We start from the raw sequence: 23,986 nt of genomic DNA, 5'->3' as shown, positions 1-23,986 counted from the left end.
AATTCACAGTATTAATGAACAGGAGGAATGAATGGCCGTCTCTGAAGATCGTCTGAAAGGGATCACTGCCTTTGTCGCTACAGTGGAGAGCGGCAGCTTTACCGCCGCCGCCGAACGGCTGCATCTGACCAGCTCTGCCGTGAGTAAAAGCATGGCGCGACTGGAAGCACGCCTCGGATCACGGCTGTTTGAGCGCACCACCCGCAGTCTGGCACTGACCGATGCCGGGCAGGCCTATTACGACACCTGCACCCGCGTGCTGGGGGAGCTGAGCGAAGCGGAATCGGTGCTGGCGGCCCAGCGCACCATTCCGGTCGGCCGCCTGCGCGTGGCCGTCCCCCATACCTTTGGTCGCCTGCATGTGATGCCGCTGCTCAATCAGTTCTGCCGGCAGCACCCGGATATGCAGCTTAATCTGTCGTTCTCGGACCGCTTTGTCGATCTGTTTGAAGAGGGCATCGACGTTGCGGTGCGCATCGGTGGGCCAGGCAGCTATCCCCCTTCTCTGGCGGTGCGCTATCTCGGCTGCGAACAGCTGATCTTCTGCGCCTCACCTGACTACCTGGCACAGCACGGCATCCCGCAGTCGTTAGCGGCGCTGGAACAGCACCGGGCGATTGTCTATGACCGCATCGACGGCAGCACCAGCCCGTGGCATGTCACCTCGCCGGATGGCCGCATCACCACGCGTACCGTACCGCACCGGATGGCGCTGGGGGATGGCGAAGCGCAGCGCTCCGCAGTCATGGCCGGGCTGGGTGTGGCACAGATGGCGACATGGCTGATGGAAGAACAGCTGACACGCGGTGAACTGGTGCCCTTCCTGCCGGAACTGACGGTGCCGGGCCTGCCGCTGTACGTGGTCTGGCCGCGCAGAAAGCAGCTCACGCCGAAGGTCGATGCGCTGTTGAGTGCGCTGGAGACGTTGAGGATTGGATGAGTGAGGCAATCGCAAAAGATGATCGCCCCGGTGCAAAGCCACCCCACGGAGCCGCTGAAAAACTGACGCGGCTGACCTTCCTGTTCGGTCAGCCCGCAGGTTACCCGTGAAAACCCAGCTCGGCGGAGATCGCTTTGGCGGTGGCTACCACAGGGGCCATCAGCTTTTTCACCCCAATCTGCTGGAGTTTCGCCGTTGGCAGTGACACGGATACCGCATACGGCACCCGCTGCTGAATATCAAACACCGGGGCAGCAATGCAGGAGACGCCCAGTTCGTTCTCTTCCCGATCCATGGCGGTACGCTGCTGGCGAATGCTCTTCAACTCTTCCAGCATTTCCGGCAGCGTGGTGATGGTATTTTTGGTCAGGGGCTGGATGGTCTCCTGATGGCTCTGCCAGTACTGCGCCGGGTACTCTTCGCTGCCCCAGGCCATAAAGATTTTACCCATGGCGGAGCAGTACAGTGGCATATGCTGGCCGATGTAAGCGCGGGTACGCATCATGCCGGTGGTCGGTTCCAGCTTGTAGATCAGGATCACATGGTCATCTTCCCGGCTGGAAAAGTTGACCGTCTCCCCCACCTCCAGATTCAGCTTCTCCAGATGCGGTGCCGCCACGTGGATCACGTTCAGCGATGAGAGCGCCTTCTGCCCGACGGAGATAAATTTCGTGGTCAGACGGTAGCTGCCCGGTGACGGTGCCTGGGTAACATAGCCGCTGCTGTGAAGCCCCTGCAGCAGACGGTGCACCGTACTTTTGTTCATCCCGGACAGTTCAGACAGATGGGCCAGCGGGCAACCGTTCGGGTAGTTGCTTAAGAGTTCAATCAACTGAAGGCCACGGAACAGGCTCTGCGTCCCCAGCGGTTTGTCTTTCTTATCGTCCTTCACGCTATCCGCTTTTACGCTCATCCACGCTTCCTCTTGGTTTCCTTCGCCCCCTCGCGGGGCGGTGCCCGATGTTACCCCATGCTTCCCGCACTGTGAATATGGAACGATGTTTCAGTGTAATTTCTGCGGCTTAAATCGCCCGAAACGCCACGAGACAGAAGTGAGCTGTCCATCACAATTCCATAACAACAAAAATAACTTATTGTTTTTAAATGATAAATAAAACCCTCGCTCCTTTGCTTTCCGCTCCAAGTGAGAATAGTATTTTTGAAACTTGATTTCGCATATTGAAATATTGCGGTGATTTTTCTGGCTTCACCGCTGTTGATGCTCACCAGGAGTTGCAGGAGGCTGCCATGCAGCATACACCCGGTACACCGGTTCTTACGCTGAGCCACATCACCAAACGCTTTGGCGGCAATATCGCCGTCAACGATGTCAGCCTGGACGTTTTTCCGGGCGAAGTGGTCGCCCTGTTAGGGGAAAACGGCGCCGGAAAATCCACGCTGATTAAAGTGCTCGCCGGGGTTTACAGCCGCGACGAAGGCGATATTCGCTTCCGCGAGGCCAGCATCGCCTCCGCCGCCAGTTTAAAAACCGCCCGGCAACAGCCGATCGCCTTTATTCATCAGGATCTCGGGCTGATTGAGTGGATGACCGTCGCGGAAAATATGGCGCTGGTGATGGGATTTACCCGCCGCCTGGGGCTGATTGACTGGCGGGCGGTGCGCGAACGTTCCCGCGCCGCCCTGGATGAGGTGGGCATCGCGCTGGATCCGGATGCCCGCGTCTTTGAACTGTCGCGTACCGAAAAATCCCTGCTGGCCATTGCCCGCGCCGTGGCGGTAAACGCCGAGGTGCTGGTGCTGGATGAACCCACCGCGTCCCTGCCCGCCAACGACGTCCGCCACCTGTTCAGCGTGATCAACCGCCTGAAAAGTAAAAAGGTGGGCATGATTTACGTCACCCACCGCCTGGACGAAGTGATCGAGATTGCGGACCGCGTCTGCGTGATGCGCGACGGTAAACGCGTGGCCGGGGGGATGACGGCGCAGTACAAGCTGCGCGATCTGGTGGAGATGATTGTCGGGGAGGCCATTGAAGGCGATCGGCGCGAGCCGCTGCCGGAAGCCCGCCCCCCGGTGCTGGCCCTTGACCGGCTATGCACCGGTGAAGTCGGCCCGGTCTCATTCAGCCTGCAACCCGGCGAAATGCTGGCGCTGGCCGGGTTGCGCGGGGCGGGCCAGGAGGAAATTGGCCGCCTGCTGTTTGGCCTGCGTGAGCGCAGCGGCGGCAGCATTCAGTTCCGTGATAACGCCTATCACGCCGGGTCGCCGCAGCAGGCGATGGCGGCAGGCGTTTCACTGGTGGCGGGTGACCGCACCGGGGAAAGCCTGGTGATGTCGATGAGCGTGCGGGAAAACCTGTTTATCAATCCCTGTGCCAGCGGCCACCGCCTGCTGTCACGCTACGGCCGCCGCGCCGAGATTGGGGCCAGCTGGTGGAAGGTGCAGCTGTTCGATGTTCGCCCTAAGGACGTCAATCTGGACATCAGTGCGCTGTCAGGCGGCAATCAGCAAAAAGTGGTAATGGCACGCTGGATGCACCTCAACGCCCCGCTGCTGATCCTTGAAGATCCCACGGCGGGCGTCGACGTCGGCGCGCGGGAAGAGATCTATCACCTGCTGAACAAGGCGCTGGCCGACGGCATCGCGGTGCTGGTGATCTCCAACGATTTCGAAGAGATCGCCCATATCTGCAACCGCGCACTAGTGTTTAACCGCGGTCAGGTGGTGGGCGAACTGAAAAATGAACGCGTCACCTTCGCCAACCTGCTTGAACTGGCTTCAGCCAGCCAGGAAACGCCGGTCGCTACCGTCTGAATCATTAACGCCACCGTCAGACGGTGGCAGGAGAAGCTGTTATGTCCAAAACATCCGTGAAGTCTACCGCGCTGGAGCAGCGGGTCAGCCTCGGCGAGCACGGTGCCGCCGCGTGGCTGATGCAGATCGTCACCCGCTACGGCCTGCTGCTGCTGTGCGTCCTGCTCACCGTCCTGTTCTCACTGCTGTCGCCCTCGTTCGCCAGCATGCTGACACTACAGGCGATCCTCGCCAGTAAGGCCAAAATTGCCCTGCTGGCGCTGGCCGCCACCATTCCCATGATCGTCGGCAAAATCGACCTGAACGTCGGCTTTGGCATCGTGCTGTGGCATATCCTCGCCATCACCTTACAGGTCGAGTATGGCTTCTCCTGGCAGATGGCGGTGCTGACGGTACTGGCGATCTCCGCCGTTTACGGCCTGCTCAACGGGATTCTGGTGGCACTGGCGGATATTGACAGCTTCGTGGCCACCCTCGGCTCCGGCACCGTGCTGTACGCCGTCGCGCTGTGGCACTCCGGGGGCCGCCAGATCGTCGGCGACCTGCCCGATGCCTTTATCGCCCTGCACCACACCGAAATCTTCGGCATTCCGATTGGCGCATTCTACGTACTGGCCGTGGCCATCGTCCTGTGGCTGATCACCGAACACACTCCGCTTGGCCGCTGCATGTATGCGGTGGGCGGTAACCCGGCGGCAGCAAGACTGAACGGCATTGCCGTTAATAAATTTACCATCGGCGCGTTTATCGCCTCCAGCGTGCTTACCGGTTTCAGCGGCGTACTGATCGCCGCCGAGCAGGGCGTCGGCCAGGCGAGCGTCGGTATGGATTACCTGCTGCCTGCGCTGGTCGGGGCGTTCCTCGGCAGTACCACTATCCGCCCGGGCCGCGTGAACGTCTGGGGCACCGTGGTGGGCATTGCTATTCTCGCCATCGGGATTGCCGGTATCCAGCAGTTTGGCGGCGATTTCTGGGTTGAGCCGCTGTTTAACGGTGCCACGTTGCTGCTTTCCATTACGCTTGCCGGTTACGCCCAGCGCCGCCGGATGCTGAACCAAAAAGCCGTGGTGCGCAGTCAAAACACCCCGGCTGCCACTCCTGACAATAATCAAAACACCATCACTCCGGGGAGTACCTTATGAAACGTCATCTTCTTGCACTGACTCTTGGCACGCTGCTGGCAGGTTCGCTGCCAGCCTGGGCTGACAGCTACCTCGAGCAGGCCACCGCCGCAGTCAGTAAAGCCACCGCCAGCGTCACCCAGTGGGACGGCCCCACCACCGGGCCGACCCTGCAAAAGAACAAGAAGGTGATCTTTATCGCCTCGGATATGAAAAACGGCGGCGTACAGGGCGTGCAGCAGGGGCTGAGTGAAGCCGCTGCCGCAGCAGGCTGGAAGCTGGAAACGCTCGACGGCGGCGGCTCGGTGAAAGATCAGCTGGCGGCGCTGAACCAGGCTATTGCCCAGCGCCCGGACGGTATTGTCATTGGCGGCTGGAACCCAAACGTGGCCAAAATTCCGCTGAAAAAAGCTGTTCAGCAGAAAATCGTGCTGATGGCCTGGCACGCCGAACCGCAGCCGGGGCCGATTGCCAAATATAACGTGGTAACCAACATCACTTCTGATTCCAACGAGGTCGCCCGCCTTGCTGCACAGTATGCGGTGGTGCAGTCCGGCGGTAAGGCACAGGTGCTGATTTTCACCGATTCGCTCTATCAGATTGCGCTGGATAAGGCCAATACGATGAAGCAGGAAATCGAGAAGTGCAGCGGCTGTAAGGTGGTGGAGTTTATCGATACGCCGCTGGCCGATACCGCCAACCGCATGCCGTCAATGACCTTCAGCCTGCTGCAAAAATATGGCGATAAGTTCCAGTACGCACTGGCGATCAACGACCTTTACTTCGACTTTATGGCCCCGGCGCTGAAGACCGCGGGCAAAGGCGGCAAAAACGCGCCGTTTAATATCTCCGCCGGGGACGGCTCGATTTCGGCCTTCCAGCGCATCCGCAGCGGCGGCAGCCAGATCGGTACCGTGGCCGAGCCGCTGAAGCTGCACGGCTGGCAGCTGCTGGATGAGTTTAACCGCGCCTTTGCCGGTCAGCCGCCGTCAGGCTATGTCACCCCGGCGCACCTGATTACTAAAGAAAACATCGGCAGCGACGGCGGGCCGCAAAACCACTACGACCCGCAGAATGACTACCAGGGGCATTACAAAACCATCTGGGGCGTGAAGTAGCGGAGGGGCTATGCAGAGGACTGACAACCTGACGCTGGAAAAACTCTGTTCCCCGGCACTCTGGGCCGAGGGGCCGGTATGGCTGCCGGAACAGGATGCCGTGGTGTTCAGCGATGTGAAAGGGAACCGCATGTTCCGCTGGCAGCGCAGCGGCGAGGTGAGCCTCTGGCGCTCGCCGTCCCACTACGCTAACGGCAACGCCCGCGATCTGCAGGGCCGGGTGGTGAGCTGTGAGCACGGCCGCCGCGCCATCAGCCGCACGGAGCATGACGGCAGCGTCACGCTGCTGGTGGAGAAAGTGGACGGCAAGCGCTTCAATTCACCTAACGACGTGGTGGTGCGATCCGACGGCACGATCTGGTTCACCGATCCGCCCTACGGGATCGTCAGCGACGATGAGGGTTATCACGCGCACAGTCAGGTGATCGGCTGTTATCTCTACTGTTTCGATCCGATCGCACAGCGGCTGACCATCGCCGCCAGCGATCTGCAGCGCCCCAACGGGCTGGCTTTTTCGCCCGATGAAAGTCTGCTGTACGTGGCGGATATGTCGGTGGTCGACTTCCCGACGCTGGGTCGCCGCCAGCTGCGGGTCTATCCGGTTGACGGCCATGAGCTGGGCAGCGGACGGCTGTTTGCCGAAGTGGCACCCGGCTTTCCGGACGGTTTCTGCGTCGACACACGCGGTTATCTTTACTGTAGCTGCGCCGACGGGGTGATTATTTTCGACAGCAAAGGCATGCCGTGCGGCAAGATCCCGCTGCCGGAACGCGTGTCGAACTGCACCCTCGGTGGCCCGCACGGTAACGAGCTGTATATCACCGCCACCACGTCGCTCTACCGGGTGCAACTCCCGCACTAGCGCGACAGGGCCTTCCCGGCAGCCGGATTCTCCTGCTGCCGGCTTTCGCTCGCCCAGAATCTGGTGGATGTGCCAGCGATCACAGAACCCAACACTATTTTTATCTATCTGTTTTATAAAGATAAATTACCACCTCATTTCTTTGACTTGTTCTCTCCAGGCGCATAGGATTTATTTGGAACGACATTCCATATATTGAAATAATGCCACCTCCGGGGAGAAACAGCAGTATGAGAATCAGCTATCAGCAGTTGAAACAGGCGTTCCTGCGGGTGTTACTGGCACGCGGTGTGCCGGCCGATAAAGCAGAAAGCTGCGCCACGATGTTCACTGACACCAGCGAGAACGGCGTTTACTCCCACGGGGTGAATCGTTTTCCCCGCTTTATCCAGCAGCTGGACGCGGGGCATATCGTGCCTCAGGCCGAAGCGGAAAAAATTCTCTCTCTGGGGGCCATCGAACAGTGGGACGCTCACCGCGCCATCGGTAACCTCACCGCCCGCAGCATGATGGATCGCGCCATTGAACTGGCCGACGGGCACGGCATTGGTCTGGTGGCACTGCGTAATGCCAACCACTGGATGCGCGGCGGCAGCTACGGCTGGCAGGCGGCAGAAAAAGGCTATATCGGCGTCTGCTGGACCAACTCCATCGCGGTGATGCCGCCGTGGGGCGCGAAAAACTGCGCCATCGGGACCAACCCGCTGATCGTCGCCGTACCGGGTGAGCCTATTACCATGGTCGATATGTCGATGTCGATGTTCTCCTACGGGATGCTGGAAGTGAACCGCCTGGCAGGCAACACCCTGCCGGTCGACGGCGGGTTTGATAATGACGGGGAATACACCCGCGATCCCGCCACCATCGAAGCCAATCGCCGCATTTTACCCATGGGTTACTGGAAAGGCTCCGCCCTGTCTATCGTGCTGGATATGGTCGCCACCCTGCTCTCCAACGGCGCTTCCGTGACTGAGGTGACCGAAGATAACGGCGACGAATTTGGCATTTCTCAGGTGTTTATCGCCATCGACGTCGATCGTCTGATCGACGGTGCGACTCGCGACAGCAAGCTGGCCCGCATCCGCGAATCCATCACAGGTGCCGAACGCGCCGACGACCGGCAGGCCATCCGCCTGCCCGGCCACAAATTCCCCGGTATCCGCGCCGAGAACCAGCGCCTGGGGATTCCGGTTGATGAGCGCGTCTGGGCACGTATCCAGGCACTGTAACGGGAGCAGAGACGATGATTTTTGGCCATATCAACCATACCGATGCCCGCCACTATCCGCCGGCCATTGCCCGTGCCCTGGCGTACTTAGCCTCGCACGACCTGGCGGGCATGGCGGCTGGTCGCTATCAGGACAGCCAGACCGGCTGGCAGGTGCAGGTGCTGGATCTGCACACCGCCCCGCACGGTGATAACTACCCAGAGGCCCACCGCCGTTTCATCGATGTGCAGTTCCTGGTGTCCGGCAACGAGCTGATGGGGGTGGCTACGGAAAAAACCGTACCGCCCGTTCACCAGCCTTATGACGAGGAACGCGACATCATCTTTTACCGCGACGTGCCGAATGAAACCCTGCTTCTGATGCAGCCGGGCCACTTTGCCGTGTTCTTCCCGCAGGATATTCATCGCCCGAACTGCGCGCTGGACGCCCCCGAGGCCATTCGCAAGGTGGTGGTGAAGATCCCCACGGCCGATCTCGCTGACTGAAAGAGGATCCCTATGAGCCTGACTTCCACCCCGATTGTCCGGGAGCCGATCCCCGCCCTGCGCTGGCTGCGGATCATCCCGCCGATCCTGATCACCTGCATTATCTCCTACATGGATCGGGTCAACATTGCCTTTGCCATGCCGGGGGGGATGGATGCCGATCTCGGCATCAGCGCCTCCATGGCCGGACTGGCCGGGGGCATCTTCTTTATCGGCTACCTGTTCTTACAGGTGCCGGGCGGCAAGCTGGCGGTGTATGGCAACGGCAAGCGGTTTATCGGCTGGTCGCTGCTGGCCTGGGCGGTGATCTCCCTGCTGACCGGCCTGGCCACCAGCCAGTATCAGCTGCTGGCGCTGCGCTTTGCGCTGGGGGTATCCGAAGGCGGGATGCTGCCGGTGGTGCTGACGATGATCGGCAACTGGTTCCCGGATGCGGAACGCGGTCGCGCTAATGCCATTGTGATCATGTTTGTGCCGATCGCCGGGATCCTGACGGCCCCGCTCTCCGGCTGGATCATCACCGCCTGGGACTGGCGCATGCTGTTCTTTGTCGAGGGGGTGTTGTCGCTGTTTGTGATGGCGCTGTGGCACTTCACCATCAGCAACCGCCCGCAGGAGGCGACGTGGATCTCACCGGCGGAAAAACAGTATCTGATCAAAACCCTGCACGATGAACAGCTGCTGATCAAAGGCAAAAACACCCGTAAAGCCTCGCTGCGTCAGGTGATGCGCGAGCCGGTGATGTGGCGGCTGATCCTGGTGAACTTCTTTTATCAGACTGGGATCTACGGCTACACCCTGTGGCTGCCTACCATCCTGAAAGGGCTGACCAACGGCAACCTGGAACAGGTCGGCTTGCTGGCGATCCTGCCCTATGTCTGCGCCATCGTCGGCATGTTCCTGTTCTCTGCTCTGTCGGACGCCACCGGCCGCCGCAAGCTGTTCGTTGCCCTGCCGCTGGCCGGTTTCGCCCTGTGCATGGCGCTGTCGGTACTTCTGAAAGCGCATATCTGGTGGTCTTACGCGGCGCTGGTCGGCTGCGGGTTCTTTATTCAGTCGGCGGCTGGCGTGTTCTGGAGTATACCTCCGCGCCTGTTTAATGCCGAAGTGGCCGGCGGCGCGCGCGGGGTGATCAATGCCCTGGGCAACCTCGGCGGCTTCTGCGGGCCGTATATGGTCGGGGTACTGATTGTCGCGTACAGCAAAGATGCCGGGGTATACAGCCTGGCAATCTCACTGACCATCGCCTCACTGCTGGCGCTGACGCTACCCGCCCGCTGTGATGCACAGAACAGGGAGGCAGCATGAGCCACTACTGGTTAGGACTGGACTGCGGCGGCACCTTTATTAAAGCCGGTCTGTATGACGCACAGGGTCGGGAACGGGCGGTATCCCGGCAGACACTGCCGGTGCTGGTACCGGAACCCGGCCGCGCCGAGCGTGATATGCCGCAGCTCTGGCAGCAGGCTGCCAGGGTGATTGCGGACGTGATGAAAAGCAGCGGGCTGCAGGCAAACCAGGTCGCCGGGGTGGGCATATCTGCCCAGGGGAAAGGTCTGTTCCTGCTGGATAAACAGCGTCAGCCGCTGGGCAACGGCATCCTCTCCTCTGACCGCCGGGCGCTGGCGCTGGTGCAGCAGTGGCAGCGGGACGGCATGCCGCAGACGCTCTACCCGCTCACCCGGCAGACGCTGTGGACCGGACACCCGGTCTCACTGCTTCGCTGGCTGAAGGAGCACGAGCCGCAGCGCTACGCGGCTATCGGCAGCGTGCTGATGGCCCATGACTATCTGCGCTACTGCCTGACCGGGGAACTGGCCTGCGAAGAAACCAATATTTCCGAATCTAATCTCTACGACATACAGCAGGGCGGCTGGTCTGCCGCGCTGGCCGACACGCTCGGTATCGGTGACATTCTTCCGGCCCTGCCGCCGATCGTCGGGTCAACGGCCATCGCCGGACAGGTAACCGCAGAGGCGGCAGCCCTGTGCGGGCTGCGCGAGGGCACGCCGGTGGTGGGCGGGCTGTTCGACGTGGTTTCTACCGCGCTGTGCGCCGGACTGCACGATGACACCCGGCTGAACGCGGTGATGGGGACCTGGTCCGTGACCAGCGGCATCACCGACCGCATCAGCGACGAAACCGGCCACCCGTTTGTCTACGGCCGCTACGCCATTGACGGTCAGTACATTATTCACGAAGCCAGCCCGACCTCGGCGGCCAACCTGGAGTGGTTCTGCCAGCAGTGGGGAATTGACGACTATGCACAGCTGAATCAGTGGGTCGCCGCCCTGCCCCCTGCACAAAGCTCGCTGCTGTTCCTGCCGTTCCTCTACGGCTGTAATGCCGGGGGCGACCTGCACGCCAGCTTCTTTGGCCTGCAGGCAGGCCACCAGCGCGGCCACCTGGTACAGGCGATCTACGAAGGCGTGGTGTTCTCGCACCTCACCCATCTGAACCGCATTCTGACACGCTTCCCGCAGGTCAGCGCCCTGCGCCTGAGCGGCGGCCCAACGCGTTCCGCCGAGTGGATGCAGATGTTTGCCGATGCCAGCGGTCTGCCGGTCGAGATCCCACAGATTGAAGAGAGCGGCTGCCTGGGGGCGGCGCTGGCGGCCATGACTGGCACCGGAGCCTGTGCCTCGCTGCAAGCGGCGCAGCAGGCGCTGCAACCGGCCATCGTCAGCTATCAGCCGGACGCCGGGCGTCACGCGCTGTATCAGAAAAAATACCAGCGTTATCAGCAGATAATCACGGCACTGATCGCCGTACAAGGAGTCACCGCATGAGTCATTCCCCTGTTCCCCGGCTGCAGCTGGCGCTCGATCACACCCGGCTGGATGCCGCCCTGGCGACGGCGCAGCGCCTGCACCATCAGGTCGATATTGTCGAAGCGGGCACCCTTCTCTGCTTAAGCGCCGGGATTGATGCCGTGCGCCAGCTGCGCCAGCTGCTCCCGGATAAAACGCTGGTGGCCGATTTCAAAGTAGCCGACGCCGGGGCCACGCTGGCAAAACTGGCCTTTGAAGCCGGGGCCAACTGGATGACGGTGATCTGCAGCGCCCCGCTGGCCACCTTTGCCAGCGCGCTGGAGGTCGCCCGGCAGCACCAGGGCGATATCCAGATTGAACTGTTCGGTCACTGGACACTGGAGGATGCCCGCCGCTGGCGTGAGCTGGGGCTGACGCAGGCCATCTACCACCGAGGCCGCGATGCGCAGGCCAGCGGCCAGCAGTGGAGCCCGCAGGACCTGGCGGCGATGAAGGCGCTGTCAGATTTGGGCTTTGCGCTGTCGGTCACCGGCGGTATTACCCCCGACGAACTGCCGCAGTTCAGGGACATCGACGTGAAGGCGTTTATCGTCGGCCGGGCACTCAGCGAAAGTGCCGACGGGCTGGCGACCGCTGCCGACTTCCATCAAGCCATTGCCACCCTCTGGGGACACTAACCATGCGCCAACACCCGCTGGGAATTTACGAAAAAGCCCTGCCTTCTCATCTGAGCTGGCCGGAACGCCTGGCCCTGGCGAAAGCCTGCGGCTTCGACTTCGTTGAGATGTCGGTGGATGAAACCGATCTGCGTCTCTCGCGCTTGCAGTGGAGCAAAGAGCAGCGCCTGTCACTGGTCAGCGCGACGATGGAAACCGGGGTCAGCATCCCGTCAATGTGCCTGTCCGGCCACCGCCGCTTTCCGTTTGGCAGCCGCGACCCGGAAATACGTCAGCAGGCGTACAGCCTGATGGAGCAGGCGATCCAGCTGGCGAAAGACGTCGGCATCCGCACCATCCAGCTGGCGGGCTACGACGTTTACTACGAACCGCATGACGAAGGAACGGTGGCGCGCTTTGCCGAAGGACTGGCCTGGGCGGTCGACCGCGCCGCCGCCGCGCAGGTGATGCTGGCGGTCGAGATTATGGACACCGAATTTATGAATGCCATCAGCAAATGGAAGCTCTGGGATAAGCAGCAGGCCTCGCCGTGGTTCACCGTCTATCCCGACGTCGGCAACCTGAGCGCCTGGGGCAATGACGTCGCCGCCGAGCTGGCGCTGGGCATTGACCGCATTGCCGCCATCCACCTGAAAGACACGCAGCCCGTCACCGCCAGTTCACCGGGGCAGTTCCGCGATGTGCCGTTTGGTGACGGCTGCGTCGACTTTGTCGGCGTGTTCCGCACGCTGAAAGCACTTAACTATCGCGGGGCGTTTCTGATTGAGATGTGGACCGAGAAAGCCGAGGAACCGGTGACCGAGATCGTGCAGGCCCGGCGCTGGATTGAACAGAAAATGCAGGAAGGAGGCTTACAGTGAGCTTAACTACGCTGAAACAGCAGGTGTTCGAGGCTAACCTGGCGCTGCCGCGTCACCGTCTGGTGACCTTCACCTGGGGCAACGTCAGTGCCATTGACCGCAGCCGCGGGCTGGTGGCGATCAAGCCGTCCGGGGTGGAGTACGACGGCATGACCGTGGACGATATCGTGGTAGTGGAGCTGGAAAGCGGCCGCACCGTCGAGGGCAGCAAAAAGCCGTCGTCCGATACCGCCACGCATCTGGCGCTGTACCGGGCGTTCGCTGATATCGGGGGCATTGTCCATACCCATTCGCGCCACGCCACCATCTGGGCGCAGGCCGGGTTGGACCTGCCGGCCTGGGGCACCACGCACGCCGACTATTTCTACGGCCCCATACCCTGTACGCGCCTGATGACGCCGCAGGAGATCGCTGACGATTACGAACATAACACCGGCGAGGTGATTATCGACACCTTCCGTTCGCGCGGCATCAGCCCGACGGCGGTCCCGGCGGTGCTGGTCAACGCCCACGGACCGTTTGCCTGGGGCAGCACTGCCGACAACGCCGTCCACAATGCGGTGGTGCTGGAAGAAATTGCCTATATGGGGATTTTCTCGCGCCAGCTGACGCCTGGCATGAAGGATATGCAGCAGGTGCTGCTGGATAAGCACTATCTGCGCAAGCATGGAGCGGGGGCGTATTACGGGCAGTGACCGCTGGCGGCTCTCTTTCTGCTGGTGAGGACCGGGGTTAGGCTGGAGCCACAGCGGTTAAAAGCATTTCGCTTTCCTGCTGCGCAGGCGAAACGACCCAGGTCAACAGCATTTCGCTTTCCTGCTGCGCAGGCGAAGCGACCCAGGTCAACAGCATTTCGCTTTCCTGCTGCGCAGGCGAAGCGACCTAAGGCCGGCAGTCGCCCCGGCCTTAGGAATCCGCGCTTGCGGCTGGCGCACCGCCCGCTTTTCGCGGGTGCCCTCGTCAGCTTCGTTCGCCGTACGGACCGCTCGTGACGCACATCCCTGTGCTGCACTCACTCTCACCGCCCTCCTGGCCGTTCGTCCTGGCTCACTGCTCTTCCTCAGCGAGGCTTAACGCCGCTTAAAGGTCAAAAACCAGATCAAAAGACAATAGACAAAAGACAAAGGCCTTTTCTGTTTGTAATATCTCAGGTTTTTGGTTTGGGTTTTAACGTTGAAACTGCACCGAAGAAGCGATGATTTCCAGGACGTACCGACGGGACGTCGGCACGAGGGGGTGAAGGGGGCGGCGCGATTGCCGTCCCCCTTTCCGACCGACCGTTACGGCGTCAGTTTCTCCACGTCGGCATTCCCCTGCTGATGCACCACGGCCTCATCCTTACGCACCTTAGCCACATCGCTGGCGGACACCGTAGACGTCGCGGTATTGCCCCAGCTGGTGCGGATAAAGTTCACCACGTCCGCCACCTGCTGGTCGTTCAGCCGCCAGCCGAAGGCCGGCATGGTGATGGTGGTCGGTGCGCCCTTCATGCCCGGCAGCTGCGCGCCACTGAGCACAATATGAATCAGCGACGTGGGATCGGATGCCAGCACTACCGGGTTCCCGCGCAGTTCCGGGAAGAAGCGCGCATAGCCGCTGCCGTCCGTTTTATGGCAGGCGGCGCAGCTGTCCACGTAGACCGACGCACCGGTTTTACTGTCATCACCTTTCCACAGCGCTTTCGCCACCGTATCGTCCGGCGTAAAGCCCACCTGATTCGGATCTTTCGCGCCCAGCGACTTCAGATAGCGGGCAATCGCCGTGGCATCTTCCGCGGTCAGGTGCTGCAGGCTGTGCTGCACCACGTCGGTCATGCCGCCGAAGACCGCCGTATGATCGTTGCGCCCCATCCGCAGGAACTGCACCAGGTCGTCCTCGCTCCAGCGCCCCAGACCATCACGTCCGTCGCCGCGCAGGTTACTGGCGGTCCAGCCGTCAATCGGTGCGTTACTGCCGGAAAGGAAGTCGCTGCCCTCGTCGTTGTTCAGCGCTTTTTCCTGCATGGTGATGCTGCGTGGCGTATGGCAGGCCCCGCAGTGCCCCAGCCCTTCCACCAGATACTGACCGCGCGCCAGCACCGGATCCTGACCTTGCACTGGCTGGAAGGCTTTCACGTCCGGGGCAAACACCCCGCGCCAGATTGCCAGCGGCCAGCGCATTGACAGCGGCCAGGGGATATCACTTTCCTGATTGGCCTGCGCCACCGGCTTCACGCCGTGCATAAAGTAGGCATACAGTGCCTGCATATCCTCATCGCTGACGACGGCGTAAGAGGGGTAAGGCATCGCCGGGTAGAGCGTATCGCCATTTTTCGCCACGCCGTGGCGTACCGCTTTCTGGAAGTCGTCGTAGCTGTAGCCGCCAATGCCGCTCTGCTTATCCGGCGTGATATTGGTGGAGTAGAGGGTGCCGATTGGCGTCGCCATCGGCAGGCCACCGGCAAACGGCTCACCGCCAGCTTTGGTATGGCAGGCCACACAGTCCCCCGCGCGCGCCAGGTACTCGCCGCGCGCTATCTGCGCATCCGCACCGTCTGCCGCCAGGGCGTTCAGTGCCATCATGCCCGGCAGCAGGGCAATAAGAAGTAACTTTTTCATCTGTTTATCCTTATGCCTGCACCAGTGGACCCGGGTTTTTCAGGTACTGTTCGCGGATCGCTTTTGCTGACCAGTAGGTGAGCGCAGCGACCATACCGGTCGGGTTATAACCCAGCCCCTGCGGGAACGCCGAGGCACCGGGAACAAACACGTTCGGCACATCCCAGCTCTGCAGATAGCGGTTAATGGCGCTGGTTTTCGGGTCTTCACCCATGATCGCCCCACCGTTCATATGCGTGGTCTGATACACGGTGGTATCGAAATGCGTCCCCGGCATTTTTGGCGTGCCGCTGATGAGCTTTGGATTCATCGCTTCGGCAATCTTGTGCATGCGACCGTGCATAAACTGCGACATTTTAATGTCGTTATCCTGCCAGTCGAAGGTCATACGCAGCAGCGGCTGGCCGTGGATATCCTTGTAGTTTGGATCCAGATCGAGGTAGTTATTGCGGTAAGACTGGTGCGCACCGTGGGCATCCATCGACACATGGTGCGTGTAATGATCGGCCACTGCCGCTTTCCATTTGCTGCCCCAGTTTGGCGTTCCCGGCGGCGTTGGCAGGCCGGAGATCGGTTTCACACCCGCCTGATTCACCCACATCGGTGAGCCGCCGACAAAACCGTATTTCGCATGGTCAAAGTTGTCGGCGTTGAAGTCGTCGACGCCCACACCGGCACCGCCCGCCCCGATAAAGTTATTGGTGAACACATCCTTACCGAAGAAGGCTTTGATGGTGGAGATATTCTGGTAGGCAAAGTTACGCCCGACGGTGCCTTCGTTGGTCACCGGATCGTACGGTTTACCAATGCCGGACAGCAGCATCAGGTGGACGTTGTGGAACTGGAAGGCCGACAGGATCACCAGATCCGCCGGCTGTACCTGCTCGCGCCCCAGCGCATCGACATAAGTGACACCGGTGGCACGCTTTTTATCGTCGGTCAGGTTCACCCGCAGGACGTGTGCATTGTTGCGCAGTTCAAATTTTGCCTCCTGGCGCAGCGCAGGCAGAATATTGACGTTTGGTGAGGCTTTGGAATACATGTAGCAGGCATAGCCGCTGCAGTAGCCGCAGAAGTTGCACGGCCCCATCTGCGCGCCGTAGGTATTGGTGTACGGGCCGGAGGTATTGGCTGACGGCAAATCATAGGGGTGATAGCCGATGCTCTCCGCCGCCTGGGCGAACAGCTGCGCTGACCAGGTGCGCTTCTGCGCGGGCAGCGGGAACGGGCTGGAACGGTCCGGGGCAAACGGGTTGCCTTTGCCGCCCTGGCCGACCACTTTGCCCTTCACACTCCATGCCGAACCGGAGGTGCCGAACACTTTCTCGGCCTGGTCGAAGAACGGCTCCAGCTCGTCATAGGTCACGCCGAAGTCCTGAATGGTCATGCCTTCCGGGATGAAATTTTTGCCGTAGCGCTCTTCATAGTGGCTGCGCATCCGCAGTTCCATCGGGTCAACGCGGAAATGCACGCCCGACCAGTGCAGGCCCGCGCCACCTGTGCCGGTACCCGGCAGGAACGCGGCCAGCTGACGATACGGCTGTGCGGTCTGCGCAGCGTTATGACGGATGGTGACGGTGCTTTTTGACAGATCCTGGAACAGCTTTTTACGGATGTTATAGGTCAGCTCGTCAATCACCTGGGGATAAGCCCCGTCAGGATAGGTATCCCGGTGCGGGCCGCGCTCCAGCGCCACCACGTTCAGACCCGCTTCGGTCAGCTCTTTCGCCATGATCGCCCCGGCCCAGCCGAAACCGACGATCACTGCATCCACTTTTTTCTGTTCGTTAGCCATGATTAGCTTCTTTCCCCGCGAATTGATACCGGCGGCAGCGTGTAACGCTCGCCGCGTTCCACCCAGTCCATAAAGTCGGCGCGTGCGCCCGGGAAGTTGATCAACTGCCAGCCGACCAGCCCCTGATTGCCCCCGTGGATCGGGTCACTGAAAAAGCCTTCGCGGGTGTTCTGTAACAGGAAGGAAAAGAAGGTTTTCGCCGGAAGCTGTGGCAGCGTCACGCTGCCCGCTTCCAGGGCCTGTAAAAAGGCGTCCTGCTGTTCGCTGCTTAACTGCGCGAAAAGCTTACCGTGCTGCTGCTTTGCCAGCGCATCGGCGTCGGCCAGGCCAAGCCGGTAGATATCACGCGGCGTCAGCGGCAGCTGATAACCCAGAGCTTTATCGGCATCCGGGTGGAAGGGCCCCTGCATATACCAGTTGCTGCCGGTGGCGTAGGGCGTGTTCATCTGGCGGTCGATGTATTCGGGTACGCCAGCTTCCAGCGCGCCGGGGCCACGCTCATCGGCGGGGATCAGCCGGGCGACTGCCGCCTGCACAAAGGCGTACTCTTCCGGGGTAAACCAGGTGGGCTGATACTCACGCGCCTGCTGCGGGCCGGTGGCGGCAGCCTCTTTCGCCACGGCGGGCGCGACAGCGGCCAGTGAACCCAGTCCGGCGGAACCTATCGCCATCGCCGGGGCGAGGGTAATGGTTTTCAGCAGAAAATCCCTGCGGGTACTGCCTGTTTTTTGCTCTGACATGACATTGCCTTCTCAAACGTTCGCGTGGGCGATCGCTAAAATGGGGGTCGGATGATTTTATCGTCACACTGATATAGGGGGTCTTTGCTGTTCCGGCCTTTATACGCTTTTTTGTTACCGGTAACAGTGGCGCATACTGTAACAGTTATACGTATAAGGTGTGAGGGGAGAGAAACAAAAAGGCACAATTTCATTAACAATTTACCGGCCCCGCCTGCTGCCGGGCCGGTCTCTGGCCCGGCAGCAGCGGAAAACGCCCTGACGGACAGCTTAAAACGCCTGTAAGCGGCACTCTGACGGCTGCGGGCGGCCGAAATAGTAGCCCTGGAACAGCGTACAGCCCTCTTCCTTCAGCCGCTCAAACTGCTCATTGCTTTCCACCCCTTCCGCAGTGATCTGAATGTCCAGGCTGCGGCTCATCCCGGTGATCGCGCGGATAATGGCCAGTGCCTCGCGGCTGTCGTGCATATCGTTGATAAACGACTTATCGATTTTGATTTTATCGAACGGGAAGGAACGCAGGTAACTCAGCGACGAATAGCCGGTGCCGAAGTCATCCAGCGCAATACGGATGCCCAGCGCCTTGAGATTTTGCAAAATATGGATATTGACCAGGGTGTTATCCAGCAGCACGGATTCGGTGATCTCCACTTCCAGCCGGTGCGGGGCCAGGCCGGACTCCTTCAGCGCAGCCTCAACGACCGACACCAGCGCGCTGTTTTTAAACTGCAGCGGCGACAGGTTTACCGCCACGCTCTGCTCGCCCGGCCAGGTCGCCGCCTCACGGCAGGCTTCATACAGCGCATAGGCTCCCAGGCTGTGGATCAGTCCGGTCTCTTCGGCAATGGGAATAAAATCGACCGGCATGATGATGCCCCTTTCCGGGTGCTGCCAGCGCATCAGGGCCTCATAGCCAATGATTTCCCGGTGCAGATGGTTGGTAATGGGCTGGTAATACAGCCTCAGCTGGCGGCTGGTGAGTGCCTCACGCAGATCGTTTTCAATGGCCCGACGCCTCTGCGCCATCGCACCCATCGTCTCAGTAAAGTGTTCAAAACGGTTACGGCCGTTACGTTTGGCTTCGTACAGCGCCATATCCGCACGGCGTAACAGCTCATCCGGCGTGGCCATGCCGCCGTCGGCAATGGCGATGCCAATACTCAGCCCCACCGACAGGTTATGCCCGTCCACGCTGAACGGGGGACGAATGGTTTCGATCAGGCGGGTGGCAACGGCTTCAGCCTCCTGCCGCTGCGTCAGCCCCGGCAGAACAATGGAGAACTCGTCGCCGCCGCTGCGCGCCAGCGTGTCCTGGTCACGCAGAACCCCACGCAGACGCACCGCAACGGAACGCAGCAGATCGTCACCCGTCTGGTGGCCCAGGGCATCATTGACGTTTTTGAAGTTATCCAGATCCAGCCCCAGCGTGGCCGTTTTGCGACGCCCATCGCGATCGTCGCGCAGCGCCTGGGTCAGACGCTGGTTGAACAGGACGCGGTTTGGCAGGCTGGTCAGATTATCGTGATGGGCCATATGATGAATTTGCGCATCGGCCGCCCGCTGGTCGGTGACATCATCGGCAATCAGCAGCACATAGTTATGGTGCTCATCGTTACCGCGGATGATCGAGGCGCTGGCACTGATGATCCGCTCGCCACCCGGCGTCATCAGCAACCGCTCATTGCGCTGCATTCCCTCTCTGCGCTGCGCAGCATCGGAGAGCTGCATAAAGTATTCGCCCATTTCGGCAGTCATGCACTCCGGCCCGCGCTTGCCGATAAAATCGCGCTGCGTGCCCCCCAGCAGCTGTTCAGCTTTGTTGTTAAGCAGCAGGATCTCGCGTGATACGACATCCTCCACAATCACGCAGGAGGGAATATTGGCAATAATGGTGTCGAGGAAGGTCGACAACGAGGCCATTTTAGCGCTGTTCTGTTCGGCCAGTTCTTTCGTGCGCAGGATCTGCTGCTCATACTCGCGCACTTCGGTACAGTCGCGGGTGATCTTGGCGAAACCGATCAGCCGGTCCTCATCGTTGCGGATCGCATCGATCACCACATGCGCCCAGAAGGCACTGCCATCTTTACGGTACCGCCAGCCATAATCTTCAAAACGCCCGGTGCGGCGGGCGATCGCCAGGTTGCTTTCCGGCAGCTGCAGCAGCCGGTCCTGAGCGCTGTAGAAGCAGGAAAAGTGCTTACCGACGATCTCCTCTGCGGTGTAGCCTTTGGCACGCTGCGCGCCCGGATTCCAGTTAGTTACCGTTCCATCAGGGGTGATCATATAGATTGCGTAATCGACTACGCTTTGTACCAGCTGCCGGTACATCACATCCGAGTTGTCATTCATTATTATTTTCACCCAGGCGCTGGCGGTCATTTTTTCCATCGCGGAAAAGACGTTCAGCGCTGCATACGCCTTTCAGTGGCGTAAAATAACCCGCTCCTGCCGCGCGGCGGCAGCAGGATTCTTGACTGCTAATGTGGTCAAACCACATGGGTATAAACCTATAACATCAGTCTATTCAAGCAATTTCCTTCCAATCACGTCCGTTCATTGACGGTCGTCGACGTTGCTCAAAAAAATATTCAGCGTGAATTTTTACCTTTTTGACCTTAATGACGTCAGTTTAAAGGTTAATTTGGCCTTTCACTTCTACAAAATAAAGAGTACGGGAAAATTAACGGCACAATTAACCATGAAATAAACAAGATGTTTATCCCGACATTAATAGATACAACCGTAACGAGATCACTCAGCGTTAATCGCGGTATAACCAGCAAACATTAACAGCGGAGTGCCTATGTTTAAATCTTTTTTCCCCAGGCCCGGGCTGTTTTTCAGCAGCGTGGTGATATGGAGTTTCTTAGCGGTGGTGTTCTGGTTTGGCTATGCCGACAGCAGGCTGGCTCACCTGATGATTCATCTCTCCTTGCTTCCACCCGGTGTGTTACCGAACAACGCCCTGCGGTTTATTTCTCCCGCCGAGCTGGGTTTCTACAGCTATTATCTGCTGGCCACGCTGCTGTTTGCTGGCTTCTGGTTTTTCGTCAGCCCCCACCCCTGGCAGCGCTGGTCAATCTTGGGCAGTGCGCTGATTATCTTCGTCACCTGGTTTTCCGTGCAGGTGGGCGTGGCGATCAACAGCTGGTACGAACCCTTCTACGATCTGATACAGAAAGCCATGGCGCATCCGAATACCATTAAAATTTCGGCGTTTTATACTCAGGTCAATGGCTTCCTCAGCATCGCGCTGATTGCCGTGGTGATTGACGTGCTGAATCTGTTTTTTATCAGCCACTATGTCTTCCGCTGGCGCACCGCGATGAACAGCTATTATATGGCGCACTGGTCGCGGCTGCGCCATATCGAAGGCGCTGCCCAGCGCGTGCAGGAGGATACGATGCGCTTTGCCTCGACCCTGGAAGATATGGGGGTCAGGCTGATTGATGCGGTGATGACGCTGATTGCCTTCCTGCCGGTGCTGGTGGCGCTGTCCGTACACGTGAAGACCGTGCCAATCCTCGGGCAGGTGCCCTATGCGCTGGTGATTGCAGCGGTGGTCTGGTCACTGTTCGGCACCGGGCTGCTGGCGCTGGTGGGGATTAAGCTTCCAGGATTGTCATTTCGTAATCAGCGGGTGGAGGCGGCCTATCGTAAAGAGCTGGTGTATGGTGAAGATAATGCGGATCGTGCCAGCCCGCCAAAGGTTCGTGAGCTGTTCTTCAGCGTGCGCAAAAACTACTTCCGCCTCTATTTTCACTATCTCTACTTTAATATCGCGCGCATTTTCTATCTGCAACTGGATGCGGTATTCAGCATCTTTGTGCTGTTTCCCTCGATTGTGACGGGCGCTATCACGCTCGGGCTGCTGACGCAGATCACTAACGTCTTCGATCAGGTGCGAGGCGCGTTCCAGTATCTGATTAACGCCTGGACCACGCTGGTAGAGTTGATGTCGATCTACAAGCGTCTGCGCAGCTTCGAGCAGGCGCTGGACGTGAAGGAGCTGAGCATAGAAGGTCAGCCCCTACAATGAAATGTAGGGGCAACTCTTTTTTTCCGGTCGCCCCATGCCGGGAACAGGCACAACCCGGCAACAGGGACCGTTACCCGGCTTTACGCCGGTTGACCTGCCGCCAGCGCAGCAAACACCTTCTCAACGGCACAGGCACCCGGATCTTTCACACCGTCCAGACTCTCCTGATTAAGGTAGGACGATCGTCCGGCGCGAGCGCTGCGCATGCTGCTGGTGCTGTCGGCCCCTTCCCTGGCCGCCGCCGCAACGCGGGTCAGGTCGTCACCGTTCAGCAGCGCGGCAAAGGCGGGGTGTAAGGCATCGATCATCGTGCGGTCCCCGACCTGCGCTCCGCCGTAGTGCTGCATCCGCTCCAGACCTGCGGTCAGGGCTTCAGCCAGCGACGCCCCGCTGGCCAGCTGCTGTCCGGCAGCGGTAAACATAATCGACATCAGCACCCCGCTGGACCCGCCCATGACGGTGGCCAGCTTTTCCCCCACGACCGTCAGTAGCGCATCCGGCTGGTTGAGCGGCAGCGCGTGGGCCTCACTGGCGTCCAGTACGCTACGGGCACCCGCGGCAAAGGTCGATCCGGTATCCCCGTCACCCACTTTCGCATCCAGCTGGTTAAGCTCACTCTCCAGACCGATCAGCGTCTGACAGATCGTCTTCACGATGGCTGCCGCCGTCGGGTTATCCGACGGGGTAAAGGACTGCAGCTGCGCGGCCGTTTTCGCCGGAATTTCCGCCGCGGAGAACGGCGCGAACGCCGGGCTCCAGCCGCTGACCTGTACCGGGGCCAGCAGGGCCTCCTCCCTTTCAGCATCCAGCTGCATCACCGACAGGGAAAACCCTTTCATATCCAGCGCGCTGACCAGCGTCGCCGGGCCAATCAGCAGCGTCACCTGCTGGCCCAGCGCGGAATGCAGCGCTTCACGCACCACTATTGCCATCTCCAGCGCCGAAAAGCCGCCCAGGTTGTTGACCATCAGGGCAAGGGGACCCGCGATTTTTTTCGCCGTCAGACGCGACACCAGCTCTGCCACGATCTCCGCGCTGTTCTGGGTTTTCAGCGTTAAAGCGCCCGGCTCACCGTGGATCCCCATACCCAACTCGCTGCCCCCTTCCGGCACGCGATGGTCGTCACGCGCCTCGCCCGGAACGTGGCAGGTGGTGAACGCCAGCCCGATAGAGGACGTCGCGTCACAGGCCTGCTGTGCCACGGCGGCCACCTGCGCCAGGGTCTGCCCCTGTTCAGCGGCATAGCCGGCAACTTTATGCACCAGAGCCGTTCCGGCAATGCCCCGTGGCTGCGGGTTTTCCGGCAGCGCAATATCGTCGCGCACCATCACCATTTCCACCTTATAACCCAGGCCCCGGGCTTTCTCCGCCGCCAGACCAAAGTTAAGGCGGTCGCCGGTATAGTTTTTTACGATCAACAGGCAGCCGGCATCTCCGGTGACGTTGATAATGGCATGCAGCACCGCATCCACGCTGGGTGACGCGAAGATATCGCCGCACACCGCCGCCGTCAGCATCCCCTGACCGACAAAGCCGATATGGGCTGGCTCATGCCCCGAACCGCCACCCGAAATCAGGGCGACGCGCGACTTATCCCAGTCCTTGCGGACCACCACCCGCATCTGCGGCCCCAGCGACAAGCGGCCAAGATTATGATGCGGGGAACTGAGCAAAATGCCCTCAATCGCGTCGTTCACAACATGCTGTTTCTGATTCATAAAAAACTGACTCATTGAAGCTCCTCATCCACAAGCGAATAATGGTTAATGGTTCATATATTAATAAAACCTTAATGGAACAGAGATACTTACGATATTTCCTATTTACAGTAGAGTTCAACACTGAAAATAGCCCCGGTGTTTTTTACCGGCAAAATGGCAGCGTGACTAAAAACAGGCTATCACAATGATAAAAAAGAAAACTTACTACTGTGTAATATTTTAATACATATTAACTGCCGCCGATAAGCGATAATGA

19 protein-coding genes are annotated in these 23,986 nt (G+C 60.0%); 13 read left to right on the top strand and 6 right to left on the bottom strand.

The genetic code is table 11. From position 1 onward, the window contains the following. The first annotated feature begins 31 nt into the window (after nucleotides 1-31). Nucleotides 32-940: a LysR family transcriptional regulator gene (locus tag ACZ3HG_RS21225; protein WP_191936034.1), complete on the top strand. Its 909-nt coding sequence runs from the start codon at nucleotides 32-34 to the stop codon at nucleotides 938-940. Between the two features lie 100 nt (nucleotides 941-1,040). On the opposite strand, the gene ACZ3HG_RS21220 is transcribed toward ACZ3HG_RS21225, so the two are convergent. Then, on the bottom strand, nucleotides 1,041-1,853 hold the full coding sequence (locus ACZ3HG_RS21220; protein ID WP_191935555.1) for an IclR family transcriptional regulator: 813 nt from the start codon (nucleotides 1,851-1,853) through the stop codon (nucleotides 1,041-1,043). A gap of 335 nt (nucleotides 1,854-2,188) precedes the next feature. Between ACZ3HG_RS21220 and ACZ3HG_RS21215 the strand changes: the two genes are divergently transcribed. From ACZ3HG_RS21215 to araD, 11 genes are all read left to right on the top strand, one after another. After that, a complete protein-coding gene (locus ACZ3HG_RS21215) occupies nucleotides 2,189-3,715 on the top strand; it encodes a sugar ABC transporter ATP-binding protein (protein ID WP_191935554.1) in 1,527 nt (508 codons plus the stop codon). A 41-nt stretch (nucleotides 3,716-3,756) separates the two neighbouring features. Further along, nucleotides 3,757-4,857 carry an ABC transporter permease gene (locus tag ACZ3HG_RS21210; RefSeq protein WP_191935553.1) on the top strand — a complete coding sequence of 367 codons (1,101 nt, stop codon included), beginning with the start codon at nucleotides 3,757-3,759 and terminating at the stop codon, nucleotides 4,855-4,857. Further along, nucleotides 4,854-5,954 carry an ABC transporter substrate-binding protein gene (locus ACZ3HG_RS21205; RefSeq protein WP_465334311.1) on the top strand — a complete coding sequence of 367 codons (1,101 nt, stop codon included), beginning with the start codon at nucleotides 4,854-4,856 and terminating at the stop codon, nucleotides 5,952-5,954. The genes ACZ3HG_RS21210 and ACZ3HG_RS21205 overlap by 4 nt, the downstream gene beginning before the upstream one ends. Nucleotides 5,955-5,964: 10 nt before the next feature. After that, entirely contained in the window at nucleotides 5,965-6,816 is an 852-nt protein-coding gene (locus tag ACZ3HG_RS21200) for an SMP-30/gluconolactonase/LRE family protein (protein WP_465334309.1), read from the top strand. Nucleotides 6,817-7,046: 230 nt separating this feature from the next. Then, nucleotides 7,047-8,045 (top strand): 3-dehydro-L-gulonate 2-dehydrogenase, encoded by a 999-nt coding sequence (yiaK, locus tag ACZ3HG_RS21195; RefSeq protein WP_191936032.1) that lies wholly within the window; start codon nucleotides 7,047-7,049, stop codon nucleotides 8,043-8,045. A 14-nt stretch (nucleotides 8,046-8,059) separates the two neighbouring features. Next, nucleotides 8,060-8,530 carry a NanQ anomerase/TabA/YiaL family protein gene (locus tag ACZ3HG_RS21190; RefSeq protein WP_191935549.1) on the top strand — a complete coding sequence of 157 codons (471 nt, stop codon included), beginning with the start codon at nucleotides 8,060-8,062 and terminating at the stop codon, nucleotides 8,528-8,530. A gap of 12 nt (nucleotides 8,531-8,542) precedes the next feature. Next, nucleotides 8,543-9,838 carry an MFS transporter gene (locus ACZ3HG_RS21185; protein WP_465334306.1) on the top strand — a complete coding sequence of 432 codons (1,296 nt, stop codon included), beginning with the start codon at nucleotides 8,543-8,545 and terminating at the stop codon, nucleotides 9,836-9,838. After that, nucleotides 9,835-11,319, top strand: coding sequence for an FGGY-family carbohydrate kinase (locus tag ACZ3HG_RS21180; protein WP_465334304.1), 1,485 nt, complete (start codon nucleotides 9,835-9,837; stop codon nucleotides 11,317-11,319). The genes ACZ3HG_RS21185 and ACZ3HG_RS21180 overlap by 4 nt, the downstream gene beginning before the upstream one ends. Further along, nucleotides 11,316-11,978, top strand: a complete 663-nt coding sequence (gene ulaD / locus ACZ3HG_RS21175) for a 3-keto-L-gulonate-6-phosphate decarboxylase UlaD (protein WP_465334302.1) — start codon at nucleotides 11,316-11,318, stop codon at nucleotides 11,976-11,978. The genes ACZ3HG_RS21180 and ulaD overlap by 4 nt, the downstream gene beginning before the upstream one ends. A gap of 2 nt (nucleotides 11,979-11,980) precedes the next feature. Further along, nucleotides 11,981-12,838 carry an L-ribulose-5-phosphate 3-epimerase gene (locus tag ACZ3HG_RS21170; protein ID WP_465334300.1) on the top strand — a complete coding sequence of 286 codons (858 nt, stop codon included), beginning with the start codon at nucleotides 11,981-11,983 and terminating at the stop codon, nucleotides 12,836-12,838. Next, entirely contained in the window at nucleotides 12,835-13,533 is a 699-nt protein-coding gene (araD, locus tag ACZ3HG_RS21165; protein WP_191935544.1) for an L-ribulose-5-phosphate 4-epimerase, read from the top strand. Before ACZ3HG_RS21170 ends, araD begins: the two co-directional genes overlap by 4 nt. Before the next feature lie 585 nt (nucleotides 13,534-14,118). Here the strand turns inward: araD and ACZ3HG_RS21160 are convergent. From ACZ3HG_RS21160 to ACZ3HG_RS21145, 4 genes are all read right to left on the bottom strand, one after another. Then, on the bottom strand, nucleotides 14,119-15,435 hold the full coding sequence (locus ACZ3HG_RS21160) for a cytochrome c (RefSeq protein WP_191935543.1): 1,317 nt from the start codon (nucleotides 15,433-15,435) through the stop codon (nucleotides 14,119-14,121). 10 nt (nucleotides 15,436-15,445) lie between these two features. Continuing rightward, nucleotides 15,446-17,230, bottom strand: a complete 1,785-nt coding sequence (locus ACZ3HG_RS21155) for a GMC family oxidoreductase (protein WP_191935542.1) — start codon at nucleotides 17,228-17,230, stop codon at nucleotides 15,446-15,448. Between the two features lie 2 nt (nucleotides 17,231-17,232). Further along, nucleotides 17,233-17,970 carry a gluconate 2-dehydrogenase subunit 3 family protein gene (locus ACZ3HG_RS21150; protein WP_191935541.1) on the bottom strand — a complete coding sequence of 246 codons (738 nt, stop codon included), beginning with the start codon at nucleotides 17,968-17,970 and terminating at the stop codon, nucleotides 17,233-17,235. Between the two features lie 270 nt (nucleotides 17,971-18,240). After that, nucleotides 18,241-20,319, bottom strand: coding sequence for a sensor domain-containing protein (locus ACZ3HG_RS21145; protein ID WP_244633760.1), 2,079 nt, complete (start codon nucleotides 20,317-20,319; stop codon nucleotides 18,241-18,243). Nucleotides 20,320-20,773: 454 nt separating this feature from the next. Here ACZ3HG_RS21145 and sbmA point away from each other — a divergent pair, with 454 nt between their 5' ends. Further along, nucleotides 20,774-22,009, top strand: a complete 1,236-nt coding sequence (sbmA, locus tag ACZ3HG_RS21140; RefSeq protein WP_191935540.1) for a peptide antibiotic transporter SbmA — start codon at nucleotides 20,774-20,776, stop codon at nucleotides 22,007-22,009. Nucleotides 22,010-22,089: 80 nt separating this feature from the next. On the opposite strand, the gene ACZ3HG_RS21135 is transcribed toward sbmA, so the two are convergent. Beyond that, nucleotides 22,090-23,742, bottom strand: coding sequence for a dihydroxyacetone kinase subunit DhaK (locus ACZ3HG_RS21135; protein ID WP_465334295.1), 1,653 nt, complete (start codon nucleotides 23,740-23,742; stop codon nucleotides 22,090-22,092). Nucleotides 23,743-23,986: the final 244 nt, after the last annotated feature.

The organism is Erwinia sp. PME.40.26/001, assembly GCF_055556675.1.
The sequence above is the reverse complement of the archived record's forward strand: the minus strand, read 5'-3'. Positions and strand labels throughout refer to the sequence as shown.